The sequence below is a fragment of the Lewinella cohaerens DSM 23179 genome (assembly GCF_000379805.1).
Taxonomy (GTDB): domain Bacteria; phylum Bacteroidota; class Bacteroidia; order Chitinophagales; family Saprospiraceae; genus Lewinella; species Lewinella cohaerens.
This window is the reverse complement of sequence record NZ_KB903572.1, coordinates 1-18,209: the sequence shown is the minus strand read 5'-3', so window position 1 is coordinate 18,209 and position 18,209 is coordinate 1. Positions and strand designations below refer to the sequence as shown.

Genomic DNA, 18,209 nt, shown 5'->3' with positions numbered 1-18,209 from the left:
CTACACATTACAGGAGCAGGTGATGCAAATATTACCGGCGGCGTAGTAAGCGGCAATACCGCTACGGCGGAAGGCGGTGGTCTATGGAACGGCGCTGGAACGATGACCGTTACAGAAGTTAGTATAATGAATAACACAGCTACTGGTGGCGGAAGCGACCAAGGTGGTGGCGGTGTTTTCAATGCTGGTGGTACGGTAGAAATCGTAGCCTCTACAATAGCCAATAACATGGTTGATGGTAGTGGAGCTGGTGGTGGCGTTCATAATGATGCAGCAGGTACGATGAATGTAACTTACTCTACCATCAGTGGAAACACCGGTACCCAAGCTGGTGGTGGTTTAGCCAATAATGGTAGCCTCACCGTGACAGCTTCTACGGTTACTAATAACACAGCTCAAACAGAAGGTGGTGGTTTCTTTCAATCGACAGCTTCTTCTTCGACGATGATGAATAGCACTTTGGTGGCGGGTAACTTTACCGGTACGACAGGTGTAGATGTGGCCGGTATGGGCAGCATTGGCTCAATGGGCTATAACCTGATAGGTATAGATGATAGTGGTGCTTTTACAGCAATGATGACAGATACAGTAGGAACAGAAGTACAGCCCGTCGATGCGAATCTCGATGTGCTGGCGGATAATGGAGGATCAACTATGACCCACGCGCTTCAGTGTCCAAGTCCTGCCATTGATGGTGGTGATCCAGATAATAATGAAGCTGATCAGCGTAATTTGATGGTCTTTAATGACCGTCGTGATATTGGTGCTTTCGAATACCAGGAAGAGTGTATTACGGCGGTAAGAGATGTTGTAAAACTTGAAGGTAGCAGTATTTACCCTAATCCCGCGGTCGCTGGTTTCGCATGGTTGGAAATTCCGGAAAGCTTCGGTGAAGAGGTCGTTGTACGGATTAGTGCAATGGGATCGGGTCAGCTTTTGAAAACGAAGCAGTTTAATACAACCGGTACTGTTCGCCTGGACCTATCAGGCCTTCCAGCTGGAATGTACCAAGTGCAGTTGTTTGCGAAAGGAGGAGTAGTGTCGCACAAGTTGATTACAACAAAATAAAAGAAGTGTAAGAGTTTGCAAAATTTCCAAACAAACTCTAAATATGGATAATGAATTTATCCATAAGTGCCAAAGAATTTGGTGATATGGTTTTTAGCACGAGTATGATGTAAGACGGCCCCGAGCGAAAGCTCGGGGCCGTTCTTTAATATAGGTAGGAAGCAAATTGGTTTTATTAAAACCGTACTGCGACTCCTGCCGTAGCTATCGAGAGACCATAACTAAGCTCACCAAAAAGGTTAACGTTGTTATAGACCCGGTAGCTGGTGCCAAGGAAGGCGGAAAAGAAAAGTCCGTCTCTTTCCTTAGGTACTGGAAAAAAGCTTGGTTCGCTATCTTTTTTATCACTTTGAGTGGTGTAATCTATATCGCTGTTGGTATAGCCGAGTAGCATTCCTCCATAGAGTTCGAATTTTTCGAAAGGGTTGGAATGAACGGCACCACGGAGGGCTATCATCTGGAAGTTGTTGCGTACAAGTCTTGTCTCACCGGTATGGTGTTCTTGCATCGCCTGGCTGATAGAATTTCCAGCTAATAAACCGAGACTAAATTTTTGAGTTGGCCGGTAACGTACTTCCAAAGACACTGGCTGCAATTCCGTTTTAGCATGATCTTTCATAAATGTAGGAAGTAAGCCAATGCCTGCTCGTACTTCCCAATGCGGCATTTTTTTGCTGTTTTGTGCTTGCAGATTAGTGGTTGCTACGAAGCAAAAAGTGAGGATTGGAAGACTGATTGAAAGTAATTTGAAGTAACGCATGATATTCGGGGTTTTAATTATTGACTTCAAGTTTGTATGGGATTTGAAATCAATATTAATAATGGGTATACGATTCTGTTTTCTTAATGGAGTTAGCCATTAAAAATTAAATAAAAGTACCAGGACTAACATCGTTGTTAGTCTAGTGTTAATTCCAAAACCAGATGCTCAAATGATTACTTTATTGAATAGGTAAAGTAGATTTAGAGCGCGTTGTTGTTCAATGCTTCAGGAGAAAAAAATAATTGGGTTTCAGGTTTCCCTTGACAAAATGTTAGCTAAATCAAGGTTGTATGTTTTCGTTCTTACAAATATAACGGGTTGAATGCCTATTGTGCTCCCGGATATTGTAGATTTAACGATTTTTTTAGATTTATCTTTTGTTTTTAACATTAGCATTACGTTGAGTAGGTTTTAGAAACGTTACACCAATTATTGTGCTTTTTAACACTTTTCTTGTCCAGCCACTTTGTTTTCATGTTATTAAAGCATGATTAACTAAAAATAGTTTTTAAATGGCATTGTCACAAGCTGTATTGTGTAAAAGACAGTTAAGCGTGAGTAAACGATTCTATTACTCTTATAATGCAGTACATTAAAAAAGACACAGAAAAAAAAGACAACCCCTATTAAAAAAGTAGAATTTAAAAACAATGACACTTAGCCGACAAAGCAGTAATGGTTATTTCTTGCCTAATCTAGCCATGAAGAAGCCATCATACCCATCCTCTTGTGGGAGGAGGATGCGCTGTTCTTCCAACTGAAAAGACTGCCCTTTTTCACTGGCGAGGAAAGTTTGCACTTGGTCTTGGTTCTCACTAGGGAGCACACTACAAGTTGCATAAACCAGCTTGCCGTCCTTTTTAACCATCCGAGAATAGGATTGTAGGATTTCTTGTTGCACCGTTTTTATACGATCAATAAACTCGATATCCATTTTCCATTTTGAATCGGGATTACGGCGGATAACCCCCAGGCCGGAGCAGGGAACATCGAGGAGTACGCGGTCTGCTGATTGGCTTAGTCGTTTGATAACTTTGCTACTGGTAATAGGACGGGTATCTACAATGTGAATCCCGTTTCTGCGGGCGCGTTTACGTAGTTCGTTCAGTTTCCAGCTTTCAGTATCCAGAGCTATGACTTGACCTTTATTATCCATAAGGTTGGCCAGGTGGAGTGTTTTTCCCCCTGCCCCTGCGCAAGCGTCAATAACCCGCATGCCGGGAGCTACATCTAGGAAAGGAGCTACCTGCTGGCTGCTGAAATCCTGTACCTCAAAAAGACCTGCCTTGAAAGCTGCAGAGCGGAAGAGTGCTTTGCGCTTGATTACATGAACAGAAGTTTCGCCGATCACTTTGCTGGTGATATTGTCTTTTTTTAAGGCGGCTACCAAGCCTTTGGCATTGCCTTTAAGGGTGTTAACCCGTAAAATCACTTCGGCTGGCCGGTTGAGGGCGTGTAGGGTAGGGGGCCACTGTTCTTTTAGTTCTTTTAGGCCTAGTTCATCCAGCCAGTCGGGGATGGATTCAACAACAGCGCGTTGTTCTTTTGCTTTTTTGTACCGCTGCTGGATAAGCTCTGGCTTCAGCTTTTTGAACTCAGTCCAATCGGGGAGTCGATGGCCATCGATTATATAACGAATGCCAATAATTTCCCACCAGTCGTTTTCTGTGCGCGGTTCGCTACCTCGTAAAGTGTAGAGGAGCCTGTACCAACGAACGATCTCGTAGATGTTTTGAGCAATAAATGCCCGATCACCAGCACCTCTGCGAGGATCTGCCTTCAGTGTACGTTCTATGACTTTGTCTGCATAGAAGCCATCTTGAAAAATAGCCGAAAGTGCTTCAGCAATAGCCCGCAAATGCGGTGGGAATAATGCAATAGGTTTATCTTGCGCCATGGGGCAAAGATACCATCAATTAACAGCTTGTACCTAATCCTGATCACTTTTTTGCGCAATACTTATACTATGGAAGAGAACGATGTTTTAGACGATTTAAGTGAAGAGCAACCTGATTTGCCAGAGCACAGGCAGCGCTGTTTTCGTTTTTTCTGGTATACGCTGGGAATCGCCCTCGTGATGATAGGAAGGCTTTTACTGGCTCGTGGCAGTGGAGAAATAGGAGACTATTCCTATTTTGGGGCAAAATTAAGCTACCTCTTTTCTTTAGGCCTAGTGGGGGTGTGGCTTTTTGCTGGCCTTGGAAGTTTGGCTGGGGTGCGTGCAATCAAACAGGAAAAGACCGATTTACTACTAGTTGGGGCCTTGACGATGCATTTAGTAACGCTGAGTTTGAGTACGGGGTTTCTCTATGACCTGATATTTGTTCTCGAGTGATTCAGACCTCTTCTTGTCTTTCCTTACGAGCAATTTTTTGATCATTATTGCTTTCGTAGATGGTGTAATTCTCGTACTTGGCTAGATCGGTTTCTGCCCAGATATCTTTTCCAATATTACAAAGGATTACGAGTTCATCGTAGAGGATATTCCCTTGCTCTGTCCGACGCTCTACAGCGATATCTCGTTCTGCTACTTTATCCTGTTGAATATTTAGTGCATTTTCGAATTGCCGACAGGCATCCACTACTTTTTGGATGACACTCTCGTTCATGCCCACCTCCGCGAGGAAGTCTATTTGCTGGCGAGCCACTCTGGCCACCCGGCGACCACAGAATAGCAGCTGAGCATCTGTCATGTCTCCAAGCTTTGCTGTGCCGAATTTCCGGTAACGTCCCGAACGGTTACTGTACTTCATCCCTACCCTGGTCATTACTGAGCGAATTGCTCCTTTGAGCTTTTCTGCTGAGGTGCTTTTCTTTTCGGTGGTAACCATTTGATCACCAAGTACTTCGTCGTCGTCAGGAAGTTGTCTGAATTTTTCACACTTATCCATGAAAGCTTTTAGCCGATGCTTGTCATAGCCGTATTTCGTGAATTGGGCAATGTCACGTTGAGCATAGCGAATCCGTTCAAGAGACTGGACGTAAAGATCGGCATCCGGGAAGTTATACTTACGGTTAACGGCTTGCTTTTTCATGTTATAGTAGTATTTGTGCAAATATACTATCTTTTTGTTTGCAAAATTATGTTTTGATTAAGAACATTTTGATTTTTAGTGTGATTTTCGTTTACTCCTTTGCGATTTTCTTTAGATTAGGTATTTGGGCGTGATAATGATCAGAATGCACAGGCACAGGCTATTTATTAGCCAGGGTTGGTTTAGCTAAAATCAACCCTGGTCCGGAAACAGTACGTTTTCGGGTTTAAAACAACCACTCTTGTGGATTTTCCTACCGTTTCCTATTTTGAGGTGTGCTTGTACAATAAGTGTACTACCGATCCCCTGCAAAAAATGCACGTAAGGAGGCTATTTTCTACCGTTTTCTAAGTTGATAAGATTTATTGGTGTACCACTTGGTAATTAGTGTACCTTTGACACATCGACCGGAATAATAGCAACTATCTTTCGTCCTGCTAATAACAAATTATAATTTTTTTTGGAGTTTAACTCCCAGCAAATCACTATCTCATGCTTTGCGGACGTAAAAGATAAAAGGAAGATAAATCATTGGTACGACTCCCCTCAAACTAATGATTTATTCTTCTATAAGATGTATCAGATGGAAAAAATTTGAAGAAGCGGCTCGCATTTGGCGGGCCGCTTCTTTTTGTTGTTGTCTCTTGATAGTATGGTTTCTAATCTATTCTATTCTATTCTGATTTTTTGACACCTAAGTTTGACTTTCGGCAAAAGTCCGTACTGGGATAACCTTCGGTGATCGTCCTTTCAGTCCTCAGAGTTCGGCTTGCTTCGCGCGCCTATGGTACAGGGTACAGGGATCAGAAAACGCAGAAGGATCAATTCCCAACAAGGGCGTAAAAAAGCGGAAGATGGAAATTAAACGGTAGCCATTTTCCTTCGGTTTCAAATCCCTATACCTTCTACCTTTAATCCTTCTACTACTTTCGGCGAATGCCGAAAGTCAAGCTAAGAGTTTGTTGGGGGATTTGCGAACTGGTTATCAACGAATTAAGGTTCTGACTAAGGGGCTAAAATTATAATAAAGCGTAGCCGTTTACTTACGGTATGGGCAAAAGCCCTTAATTTCAGGACCAAACAACCAACAACCAATATGAAATATTCATTTTTCCTTCTACTTTGCTGCTTCTCATTGAACATGTTTGCACAAAGCGAAGCCGCCGAAGGCGAAGGCATGAGTTTTGTAGAAATGCCGTTTGACGAACTGCTGGCTCAGGCTAAAGAAGAAAACAAAGTCATCTTTATCGACGCCTATACCACCTGGTGCGGTCCCTGCAAGATGATGGCTGCTAAGGTATTCCCCGCCGCAGAAGTGGGAGAGGTTTACAACGAACGCTTCATCAACGCTAAGTTTGATATGGAAAAGGGCGAAGGCCCCGCTATTGCCCAGCGCTATAGTGTAAGGGTTTATCCTACCTATCTTTTTGTTGATGGCAACGGCGATATCGTACACAAGGGCATTGGCTACATTCCCCAGGAAGAATTCCTTGCGCTTGCCGATGCCGCCATTGGCGAAAGCAGCCTCGGTGTAATGAATAAGCGCTATGACGGAGGTGACCGCAGCGGAGAATTCCTTGCAGCGTATAGCCAGGTTCTTACCGATGTCTACGAACAGGAAAAAGCAGGTAGAATATCCAGTGAATACCTGGAAATGCAGAAGGACTGGTCTGCACCTGCGACAATAGAGCTCCTCATCGCTAACCCAGGAGAACTTGGTGGCAAGCGCATGAACTACCTCGTGGAAAACGCCGATAAAGCCATGGAAATCGCTGGCGCTAGCAGCTTCGTAATGACCATGCAGCAGGCTATAGTTGGCCACTATATGAAGGAGAATAATATGCGTGAACTCCCTGCAGTAGCGGATGTAGTCAGCCTTTACGAAGAATATGGTGGCGCAATGGCTCCAAGGCTACTAGCCCATTATACCATGCTCCACGCTGAGCAGGTGCAAGACAATGACGACTACGTGTCTGCCGCTGTAAAGTACTACACAACGTATGGCAGCGATAACGCAATGGAGTTGAACGGTGTCGCCTGGACAATCTTCGAATCAAGCAATAATGAAGACCATTTACAGCAGGCTTTAGCTTGGGCAAAAATGTCAGTTGAGATGGAGCCCGCTTACGCTAATATGGATACGCTGGCGTGGCTTTATTACAAGACTGGTGATAAGAAAATGGCCAAATCGACGGCGATGAAAGCCATCGAGCTGGCAAAAATCGATGGCCAGGATTATTCCGAGACGGAGAAGATTCTGGAGAAATAACCAATGTTTGAATCATCACCAAGGGTTTTGAAGCACCAGAGGCCACCAAAGGATCTTAACGGGTCATACGGGGGGGGGTACAACCTCTGCTGAACGGTGGATACAGGATAGGTTAAATTCACGAATTTAACTCATGCCATTAATGCCCCGACCAACCCAAACAGCAATTGCCGCGCAGGCCGTGAGGCCGGAGCGCGGTGCCCGTAGGGCGCAAGGATGAAGGATAGCAGCGGTATGCAATGCGCAGCACTGCATGAGAGCGGATAGCCTGGTGCCGCCTGGGCGTTTGCGCAGCAACGCCCAGGCCGGGACGGCCCCTGATAATCTTCCGAGTCTAAGATTGTGGTGCGTTTACCATTCAAGGGCATTCTGTCACACAGGGAATAACTACGTTTACTAAATATGGTGGTTACGATGTATTTCAGGTGTAATAGTGGCGGTATATTGTAGTGTTTTTTAACCTAAACTACTACCAAAATGAAAACGCGCCTTTCTTTTACTCTTTGTATTGTTTTTTGTTTGATAACCCATTGGTCTTTGCTGGGGCAGGAAAACTGCGGCCCTGCTGATAATTTTCAAACCCTGACAGGTAACGCAGTAGAAGCTACACTGAGTGCTTCGGGAAGTTCCTTCTGGGATGGCGACCAAGCAGGTTTCTCGGTGGGCATCACGCCCGAAGAGAGAATCACTACCATCCTGACCCAAGGCTTGTGGATTGGAGGAAAGGACGCTGGAGGTAACCTGAAGGTAGCTGCTGCCAGATCAGGACTACGGGATGGACTAACGGATTTTTATCCAGGCCCTTTGAATCATGGAGACCCTAATTATCCAGGAGGAGGGGCACTGGCAGACCCCGTGAGAGGGACAACAAGCCCGGAGGCTTGTGAAAACTGGGATAAGGTTTGGATGGTAACTAAAGCTGAAATAGAAGCTGCACGTGAAGATTTTTCGGACAATGGTGTGCTGGATGATGACCACCCCGCGGTATTATCCTGGCCTGCGAAGGGGAATCCTTTTTTTGGGGCCTACAATGGTTTTGAATTACCCCCTGTAGAGGTTGTGAGTGATTTGGCTCCTTTTTGGGATGCTGACGGAGACAGTACCTATAACCCTGCTGCAGGAGATTACCCCATCGTAAGAACCAATATGGAGCAGCCGGATGTAATGGCATGGGTGGTTTACAATGACAGTGGCGGTGATCATGGAGAAAGTAATAGTCCTACTAAGCTGCAGTTTGAGTTTCAACAGCTGATTTGGTTGTACAGATGCAGTGAAGTGGAGTGGCTAAGTCGCACTGTCTTTAGTCGGTATCAGTTTATAAATTGGGCGATAGAGCGGCTGGATTCCGTACACGTGGGTTTATGGACGGATTTTGAGTTGGGCTGCCCGGAGGATGATTATATTGGGTCTGCACCAGAACTAAATACCTACTATGCCTATAATGCAAATGCTACCGATGGTGATGGTAGTGAGCTGTGTTCGACGAATACGCTGCCGCTTGTGGGTGTACCGCCAGTGCAGGCGGTTACTTTTTTGGATGTTGATATGTCTAGTTTTTACTACTACGAGGCTACTGATGAAGATACTCCTCTGGGATTGCGAGAACCTGCAACTCCCCAAGAGCACTATAATTATATGCGAGGCCGGTTTAGTGACGGAAGTAGTATGATTGCCCAAGGAGACGGCTATGAACCATTGAGTCCGTTGCCGGCAACGGATTTTGCCTTTTCTGGGAGGCCGCAGAATACCGAGGAATGGTCGCTATATCAAACCTCGGGAGTGGAAGTAGAACGTTTTGGAGTGGGGGCGGTTAACCTTACCGACTTTTTGCTCCCGGGAGGGCGCATGAGTATTGATGTCGCTTTTTCTTTTCACCATGACCCTGATAGTAATCACCTTCAGCAGGTGAATTTGATGTATGATAACGTGGAGGCTTTGCACGCTTTGTATGCTAATGATTTCTACAATTACTGTGAGGTGACTAGTACCGATGAGTTGGTTGAGGCAGAACCGGTGAGTATGTTCCCTAACCCTACGGCAGGACAACTAGCGCTGGTTGCTTATGCGGAGGACATTGAAGAAATAGTGATCTGGGCTGTTAATGGGCAGCAGATGATGCGCATAGAGCAGGTGAGCAACCGCAATTTAACAATAGACGTGAGCAGTCTAGCTGCCGGTTTGTACTTCGTGCAGGTGAAGATAGGAGATGTATGGCAGGTGCAAAAAATGGTAAAAGAATAGATTTTATTTGAAGTACGAAAGGCACCAAAGTTGTTTTTTTGAACCATATCGTAACGTGAGATGCTAACATAGCATCTCACGTTATCGTATGATAGTAGCGGTATGCAATGCGCAGCACTGCATGAGAGCGAATAGCCTGGTGCCGAGGAACGATGGTGCAGCCCCTGATAGTATGTCTTCTGTGTTAACTCTTAGGAGATTAACTTAGGAGAATCCTCTGATTCGGTTATTTTTCATTATTTTTGAGGGATATTTAAACAAGGTGGATTGATTCGCCCTGTTTAGGTATTTATTTTACGACCTAAATGAAATTTTCCCGCTTTACGGGAAGCTGCTAATTCTCCCATATACCGGAGGCTCTTTACAGGGCCTGCAATAGCAAATTGTAATCTGCCATGAAGAAATCCTTGGGGCAACTCTGCCTACTCCTCACCCTTTTAGTGTTTACGACTACGATGCTCCAAGCCCAATGCGGCCCTGGTGAAAACCTCTACGTTTACTGTTACGAGAATGGCGAAGTCAATACCACGGCTTTCGAAATATGCCCGAGCGCGGGAAATACGGCCACGGCTACCATTCTGCAAGGAGTTATTGAAGAAGTATTTGATAATTTGACGGTGTTTCAAGGAGCCAGTGGTACGGGTTCTGGTACAGGAGCGGTAGCCATTTATGGTCCGGTTAGTGGTGATGTGGGTATGGGTATGCCAGTGATCACAGCCAGCCAACCTGATGACTGCCTCATTTTTGTTATTAACAGTGATAATAGTGGTATTAGTTGCGACGATGCTGGTTTAGCACAATTACAGGTATGTGGAAATGGCGATGCTCAGTCTACTGACTTCATCGCTCTTGCTGACTTATGTATAGATGCGGGCGTACAAACGAACCTTAGCGGGGGGATTCCTGCGGGCGGCGTATACAGTGGCCCCGGCGTAACTGACGATGGCAATGGTATGACCTACAGTTTTGATCCAGCAGCAGCGGGAGCAGGTATACAGACTATCGTTTATACGGCTAATGGGCAAGCGGCCGACGACGATGTGGAGGTGCTAGCCAATGCTACAGCCAGCTTTGCTGCGCCTGCTGACCTTTGTATAGATGCGGGAAGATTAGACAATCAAACGGGAGGCTCTCCGGCTGGCGGAACCTATAGTGGCCCCGGTGTAACCGACAATGGAGATGGCACCTACGATTTCAATCCGGCAGTAGCTGGTTTGGGTGTACACACCATCACTTACACTTCTCCGTTGGGGTGTTCTGGTGATGCAATGGATGATATAGAAGTACTGGCGGCTTGTGGATGCCCAGCAGGTACAACAACTTACTTCAATTGCTATGACGATAATGAAACCGATCTGGTCATTTTTGAAGTATGCCCCAGTGCAGGCCAATTTGTACGCCTTACTATAGAACAAGGTACTTACGATGTTTTGGGGGATAACCTGACAATTTATCAGGGAGCTACAGGCTCAGGCACGGCAGGTGTAGCTGTTTTTGGACCACAGAACGGTGACCTGGCTGGAGTAACCATTTCAGCGACCGCAGCAGATGAGTGTCTGATCTTCGTGAGTAATAGTGCTCAGGATGTCAGTTGTATGAGTGGGGATGAAACCCCCTTGTTGGTTTGTGCCGAGGACTTTAATGGTGTAACCTTCACGGCTTTGCCTGATTTGTCAGTAAATGCAGGCGTACAAACAGGCTTGAGTGAGGGTAACCCAACAGGAGGTGTCTACAGTGGCCCTGGTGTTACAGACGATGGTAATGGCATGACCTATACCTTTGATCCGGCGGTGGCTGGAGTAGGGGTACATACGCTTACTTATACCCTGGGAGGAGATTCGGCTTCGGACGATGTAGAGGTGTTGAACATTCTACCGCCTTCTTTCTCAAAATTTTTCAATCCTAATACAATTGGTGAGGGAAGCGTAACTACTTTAACTTTCACCATTGATAACACGAGCTCGTCTACGAGTTTAGTAGACCTTAATTTTATTGACAATCTACCTGCTGGTATGACGGTCGCTGCCGTGCCTGCCATCACGAGTTCCTGCGGTGTGAATACCGCGAATGTCACTGCCGTACCTGGCAGTTCAAGTATTAGCCTCGTTAATGGAGAGGTCGGAGCATTCGCTAGTTGCACGATTTCGGTTAATGTGACAAGTAGTACTGTTGGAACGAGTACGAATACCACGGGGGACCTCACTTCTTTTGCGGGAAATAGTGGAACTGCTTCTGCGAATTTGACTGTAAATGCAGCTTGCCCACTCTTTTCCAAAAGTTTTAGCCCTGGCACGATTAACGTTGGTGAAACCAGTACGTTGACTTTCACTATTGATAATTCAGGAGGAGGAGTAGACTTGAATAGTGCACAGTTTATGGACAACCTTCCTCCTGGCTTGGTTGTCGCTAGTCCGGCGAATATAACCGTTACCTGTATGAATGGTTCGGTTACTGCGGTACCTGGCTCCAACAATATAACCTACGGACCAATAGTCTTTGGACAAACTACCGTTACGGCAGGAACAAGTTGTACGATAAGCGTTGATGTAGAAGCAATTTCTGCTGGTACTCAAAACAATGTAACAGAGAATTTTTCGATTCTCAATAATTTCTTCCAGACGCTTAATTGTGGTGCTGCTGCTGCTATTTTAGAGGTAGTAGAACCAAACGAAATATTACTAGAAAAGCGCTTTGTTACCAATCCGGTCTCTCCTGGCGAGACGACTGAATTGGAGTTTACGATAACTAACCTGAGCCGTGATTTCACTGCTACCAATGTGTCTTTCACCGATGATCTGAGTGCCGTACTCGCAGGTCTAACGGCTACTGGCACCCCGTTAAATGATATTTGTGGCACGGGGGCTCAGTTGTCAGGAACTACATTGTTAACCTTTACCGGAGGAACTTTGGCACCGAATAGTTCTTGCACGTTCAGCATACCCGTGATGGTGCCTGCCGGAGCTACCCCTGGTACTTACCCTAACACAACCAGCGCAATTACTGCAGATATCGATGGAAGTGTAGTAACAGGCAATCAAGCCAACGCAAACTTGTTTGTGCAGTACGTTCCTGCTATTACGAAAACTTTCCTGAATAATCCAATACCAGCTGGTGGAACAACTACCCTGGAGTTCACCATTACCAATACCAGCCCGACGGATGCTTTGACAGATATCACCTTTACTGACCCTATCGCTGAGTTTTTATCCGGCGCAACAATTTCAAACCTTCCTGCTGCTAATTCATGTGGTGCAGGTTCTTTATTCTTTACTACTACATCAGCGGGGCAGCTTGTTTTCCAAGTTATTGACGCAAATATCCCTGCCAGTGGCTCTTGCACCTTTACTATTGATGTAACAATACCTGCGGAGACGAACTCTGCCGGTTATACGAATACCACGTCCTTCTTGACGGGAAATCTCAATGGTACTTCGGTACAAGGGCTACCCGCTACGGATGACCTGACGGTATTAGCTATTCCACGCTTAACTAAAGCATTTACCGATGACCCGGTAAATGCCGGAGATATTGTGAACCTGGAATTCACCCTTACCTACGATGAGTTTGCGAGCGGAGACGCCACCAATATTGCCTTCACGGATGATCTAAACGCAGTGATTCCGGGTTTGGCTGCCGTTGGTTTGCCCACTAGTGACGGCTGTGGCATCGGCTCCCAACTAAGTGGTACGACTAACCTGAGTTTCACTGGAGGTGATATGTCTCCGGGAGATGTATGTACTTTTTCGGTGCCTGTGCAGGTGCCAGCTGGAATCACACCTGGAACTTATACAAATACGACCAGTGCTTTGTCTGCTACCGTAGGTGGGCAAGCAGCAACAGGAGTGGCGGCGACAGATGATTTAGTTGTTGGCGGCTTTACCTTAACAAAAGAATTTATTCCCTCTACAGCTGTTCCGGGCGAGGAAGTGATTTTGCGATTTACCATTGATAACACAACGACCTTTGATGGCACTGGGGTCATCTTTACGGATAACCTGGGTGGTGTAATCTCCGGAATGGCCGCTCAAGGGCCGTTACCGGCTGCCCCTTGTGGTGCTGGCTCTTCCATTTCCGGGACAACGTTCCTGATTTTTACCGGCGGTTCAGTGCCTGCCGGCACCTCTTGTACCTTTGATGTACCCGTGCTGGTTCCAGCTAATGCTGCTCTTGGCGATTATACGAATACTACTAGTAATCTGATTGTGACACTAGATGGTGGTCAAAGAGTTCTTGATCTCGCTACCGCACCACTCACCGTTGATGATGTAAGGCTGCAGCTGACCAAAACCTTTACCGATGACCCCGTAGTACCGGGTGGAACGGTAACCGTAGAGTATACGCTGACCAACCTGGATGATACTAATCCGATTTCCAATATTACTTTCACGGACGATTTTGATGCCCTACTCACGGGCTTAGCCGCTACTGGCCTGCCCATGAACGTATGTGGCGGAACGGTAAGTGGAACCGGCTTGCTCAATTTTTCGGGCGGCAGTCTGGCTGCCGGTGCTTCTTGTACGTTTAGTGTCACCCTACAGACTCCGGCAAATGCACCCTTTGGTGGTGTATTCACCTGCCCAACGAGTGAAGTGACCGGAGAATTAAACGGTCTGAACGTTACAGGGACGCCCGCTACGGATGACTTGACTTTCGAATCGGTTATCCTTACCAAAGCGTTTAGTGGACCCCTAGCTCCTGGGGAAACTACGACCCTCACATTTACGCTCACTAATGCCAGCCCTTCAGAAAGTGCCGCCAATATTAGCTTTACGGATGATTTGGATGCCGTAGTGAGCGGTATGGTGGCTACCGACCTTCCGTTGTCGGGTATTTGTGGTGATATTTCTGCGGCAATGGGCAGTTCCGTTATTGCTTTCGGACGTGGTGAACTGGCCCCGGGAGCGTCTTGTTCTTTTGACGTTACGGTAATGGTACCCTGTGGAACGGCCGCTGGTATGTATACCAATGTGACCAGCGAGGTTACCTTTGATCAGGGCGGAAGTGGCGCTACGGCTGCGGCCGCAATGGCAGATTTGGAAGTTACCGCTAGCACCTCTGTTGCTTTTACGGCCCCAGCCGATTTATGTGAAAACGCTGGTGTGCAAACTGGTCTTGGCGGCGGCACGCCAACGGGTGGTGTTTACAGCGGGCCTGGTGTTACTGATAATGGAAATGACACTTATGATTTTGACCCGTCTGCTGCTGGTGCGGGGACGCATACGATTACTTATAGCACAACGGATGGCAATGGCTGTATAGCTAGTGCCAGTGATGATGTGGAAGTATTTGCATTGCCAGTAGTGACGTTCACTGCCCCCGCAGATTTGTGTATTGATGCTGGTGTTCAAGCTGGCCTAGGCGGTGGAACGCCAACAGGTGGCGTCTACAGTGGCCCTGGCGTTACGGATGATGGCAATGGAATGACTTATAGCTTTGACCCTGCTATGGCAGGAGTTGGCGTACATACTCTTACTTATGACTTTACTGATACCAATGGCTGTTCTGCTAGCGCATCAGACGATATAGAAGTATTTGCTCTACCAGTCGTAACTTTCACAGCACCGGCAGACCTCTGTGTAGATGCTGGTTTACAAGCTGGATTGGGCGGCGGTATGCCCACCGGCGGTGTATACAGCGGCCCTGGCATTACGGATGACGGCAACGGTATGACGTATAGTTTTGATCCAGCTGCTGCTGGAGTAGGAGTTCATACGATTACCTATGACTTCACAGATGTGAATGGTTGCAGCGGCAGTACTAGTGATATGGTGGAAGTGTTTGTGACCCCTATTATCTCCATTACGGGGGTGGGAATGATCTGTGAGGGCGGAAATCGCACGCTTACCGCTACGACAACTGGAGGTACTGGTAGCTGTAGTTTCCAGTGGCAGGTATCAAGTATGGGATCAGGTGGGCCGTTTTCTAACGTCGGCTCTAACAGTTCCTCCTATAATACAGGGAGCCTAAGCGCAACTCGTTGGTATCGGGTAGTCCGTACCTGTTCGGGACAGGGATGTGGCCCTGTTACTTCTAGTGTAGTTTCTGTTTCAGTAATTCCTGATCCCACTATTTCTATATCTGGTGGCGGGACGATCTGTTCGGGCGGAAATCGCACACTAACTTCTTCGACATCTGGAGGTATTAATTGCAGTTACCAATGGCAGGTGTCCACTACGGGACCAAGTAGTGGTTTTTCCAACATCGGTGGAGCTACGGGCAGTACCTACAATACAGGATCTTTGACGGCTACTAGCTGGTACCGTTTATTACGTAACTGTAGTGGTTCCGGCTGTAGTGATCCTTTTTCTAATGTAGTGGAGGTTACGGTAGTAGCCTTACCATCTGTGACCTTCACGGCTCCTGCTGATCTCTGTATTGATGCTGGTGTGCAAACTGGTCTTGGCGGCGGCACGCCAACGGGTGGTGTTTACAGCGGGCCTGGTGTTACTGATAATGGAAATGACACTTATGATTTTGACCCGTCTGCTGCTGGTGCGGGGACGCATACGATTACTTATAGCACAACGGATGGCAATGGCTGTATAGCTAGTGCCAGCGATGATGTGGAAGTATTTGCATTGCCAGTAGTGACCTATTCAACTTCTGCTTTAGTAAATTATTCCGGTGGTGGTTTTTGTGTAGATGCAGGTGGATACCTTGATCTTCTTGCGGGGGCACCTGAAGGAGGTGTCTACAGCGGTCCTGGTGTGTTTGACACAGGAGAGGGAGACGAGTATCTCTTTACACCTTCTGACGCAGGCGTGGGCGTGCATACCATCACTTATACTTTTACCGATGCAAATGGTTGTACAAATAGTGCTAGTGATGAAATAGAAGTCTTCGCACTACCTACAGTAGATTTCACAGCCCCAGCCGATCTATGCATTGATGCCGGTGTACAAGCTGGCCTTGGTGGCGGTACTCCTCCACAAGGAACAATTATTGGCGATATGGGTGTTTACAGCGGTCCTGGTGTTACCGATGACGGCAACGGCATGACTTACAGCTTTGATCCTGCAGCCGCAGGTGTTGGTGTGCATACACTTACCTATACCTATGAAGATGATAATAGTTGTACTGCTAGTGCTAGCGATGATGTGGAGGTATTTGGCTTGCCTACTGTTTCTGCTTTTGATCCTGATCCTATTTGCTTGGTTGAGGGCACTGTCACCATTTCACATACGGGGGGAGGTACGATAAATATAGTGAACCCCAGTGGTGGAACATTCAGTGGACCAGGAGTCACGGACGATGGCAACGGCATGACCTATACACTTGATTTGGCTGTAGCTGAAGCAGCTCCATGGTTTGTTGAGATAGATGCAATGACTGGTGAATTCGCCCTAACACCTTATTATTATACTTACACTGATCCAATTACGGGTTGTACTAGAACGAGTGGAGCTAATCTGAGGGTTAATATCCCTCTGGCAGTTTCATATACCGCTCCAGCGGACTTATGCCTCGATGCCGGTGTTCAAGCTGGCCTTGGAGGAGGTACGCCTCCACAGGGTACTGCCGGTGACCTTGGTGTTTATAGTGGTCCTGGTGTTACGGACGATAGCAACGGCATGACCTACAGTTTTGACCCAGCAGCAGCGGGTGTAGGTACACATACCCTTACATACACTTATACTGATGATAATGGATGTACGGGAACAGCGACAGATGATATAGTAGTTCATGCTTTACCGACGGTAACGTTTGTAGCATTACCAGATGCATGTATTAATAGCTCACCTACTACTTATAATGGTTTTGGTAGCCCAATAGGTGGAACCTATAGTGGGCCTGGTGTGACGGATGTTGGGGATGGTTTTGCATTTTTCTTTAATCCGGCTTCGGCTGGAGTTGGAGTACATACCTTAACTTATACTTTTACAGATGGAAATGGTTGTGTAAATAGTGCATCACAAGATGTACAGATTTTTGCAATACCTACTGCTGCCTTTACAGCACCAGCAGATCTTTGTTTGAATGTTGGCACACAAACTGGCCTTGGTAGCGGCACCCCAACAGGTGGTGTATATAGTGGTCCTGGTGTTACCGATGATGGCAACGGTATGACTTATAGTTTTGACCCCGCAGCTGCAGGTGTTGGCACACATTCAATCACCTATACAGTAGGTGTTGGAGCTTGTATAGACAATGCTAGTGATGATGTAGAGGTATTCAGTTTGCCACCTAATCCGGATTTCACATTTCCTCAAACGGTATGTGTAAATGATGGTGTGGTAACACTTGGACCACTATGTATTCCATGTGATGGCGCAATGTATTCTGGCTACGGTGTAACAGATAATGGCAACGGCGATAGCTTCCAATTTGATCCTGCTGTCGCTGGTGTAGGTGTTATACCGGTTACAGTAACTTTGATGAACGCCAATGGTTGTACCCGTACACTGGATGTAAATGTAAGGGTACTTGCCTTACCAACCGTCGCCTTCACTGCTCCTGCCGACCTATGTGTTGATGCTGGCGTACAAGCTGGTCTCGGTGGCGGCACGCCTCCACAGGGTACGGTCGCAGGTGACATGGGTGTTTATAGTGGTACTGGTGTTACAGATGACGGCAACGGGATGACCTACAGCTTTGATCCGGCGATTGCAGGAGTAGGCGTACATACGCTTACCTATACTTATACTGATGAAAACGGCTGTACGAATAGTGCCAATGACGATATAGAAGTATTTGCTTTACCAACGGTAACCTTTACGGCTCCTGCTGATATTTGTGTTGATGCTGGCGTACAAGCTGGTCTTGGCAGCGGCACGCCAACGGGTGGCGTCTACAGTGGTCCTGGCGTCACCGACGACGGCAACGGCATGACCTA

Annotated in this window: 8 protein-coding genes; 5 read left to right on the top strand and 3 right to left on the bottom strand. The window is 46.7% G+C overall.

Translation table 11 applies throughout. The features are described from left to right. Window positions 1-1,068 (top strand): T9SS type A sorting domain-containing protein (locus A3EU_RS31515; protein WP_044086462.1); only part of this gene is annotated, 1,068 nt, incomplete at its 5' end. A gap of 175 nt (window positions 1,069-1,243) precedes the next feature. On the opposite strand, the gene A3EU_RS0123080 is transcribed toward A3EU_RS31515, so the two are convergent. Beyond that, the gene (locus tag A3EU_RS0123080) at window positions 1,244-1,828 is read right to left on the bottom strand and encodes an outer membrane beta-barrel protein (protein WP_020538569.1); all 585 of its coding nucleotides are present in this window, start codon (window positions 1,826-1,828) and stop codon (window positions 1,244-1,246) included. A 682-nt stretch (window positions 1,829-2,510) separates the two neighbouring features. Further along, the gene (locus A3EU_RS0123075) at window positions 2,511-3,728 is read right to left on the bottom strand and encodes an RsmB/NOP family class I SAM-dependent RNA methyltransferase (RefSeq protein ID WP_020538568.1); all 1,218 of its coding nucleotides are present in this window, start codon (window positions 3,726-3,728) and stop codon (window positions 2,511-2,513) included. 69 nt (window positions 3,729-3,797) lie between these two features. On the opposite strand from A3EU_RS0123075, the gene A3EU_RS0123070 reads away from it, so the two are divergent. Beyond that, a complete protein-coding gene (locus A3EU_RS0123070; RefSeq protein ID WP_026211545.1) occupies window positions 3,798-4,166 on the top strand; it encodes a hypothetical protein in 369 nt (122 codons plus the stop codon). 1 nt (window position 4,167) lies between these two features. On the opposite strand, the gene A3EU_RS0123065 is transcribed toward A3EU_RS0123070, so the two are convergent. Further along, window positions 4,168-4,866 (bottom strand): hypothetical protein, encoded by a 699-nt coding sequence (locus A3EU_RS0123065; RefSeq protein ID WP_020538566.1) that lies wholly within the window; start codon window positions 4,864-4,866, stop codon window positions 4,168-4,170. Between the two features lie 1,096 nt (window positions 4,867-5,962). Between A3EU_RS0123065 and A3EU_RS0123060 the strand changes: the two genes are divergently transcribed. The 3 genes from A3EU_RS0123060 to A3EU_RS31510 all read left to right on the top strand — a co-directional run. After that, window positions 5,963-7,135 carry a thioredoxin family protein gene (locus A3EU_RS0123060; RefSeq protein ID WP_044086460.1) on the top strand — a complete coding sequence of 391 codons (1,173 nt, stop codon included), beginning with the start codon at window positions 5,963-5,965 and terminating at the stop codon, window positions 7,133-7,135. 477 nt (window positions 7,136-7,612) lie between these two features. Next, a complete protein-coding gene (locus A3EU_RS0123055; RefSeq protein ID WP_020538564.1) occupies window positions 7,613-9,376 on the top strand; it encodes a T9SS type A sorting domain-containing protein in 1,764 nt (587 codons plus the stop codon). Window positions 9,377-9,771: 395 nt separating this feature from the next. Continuing rightward, on the top strand, window positions 9,772-18,209 hold an 8,438-nt coding region (locus A3EU_RS31510; protein WP_044086457.1), incomplete at its 3' end, for a beta strand repeat-containing protein.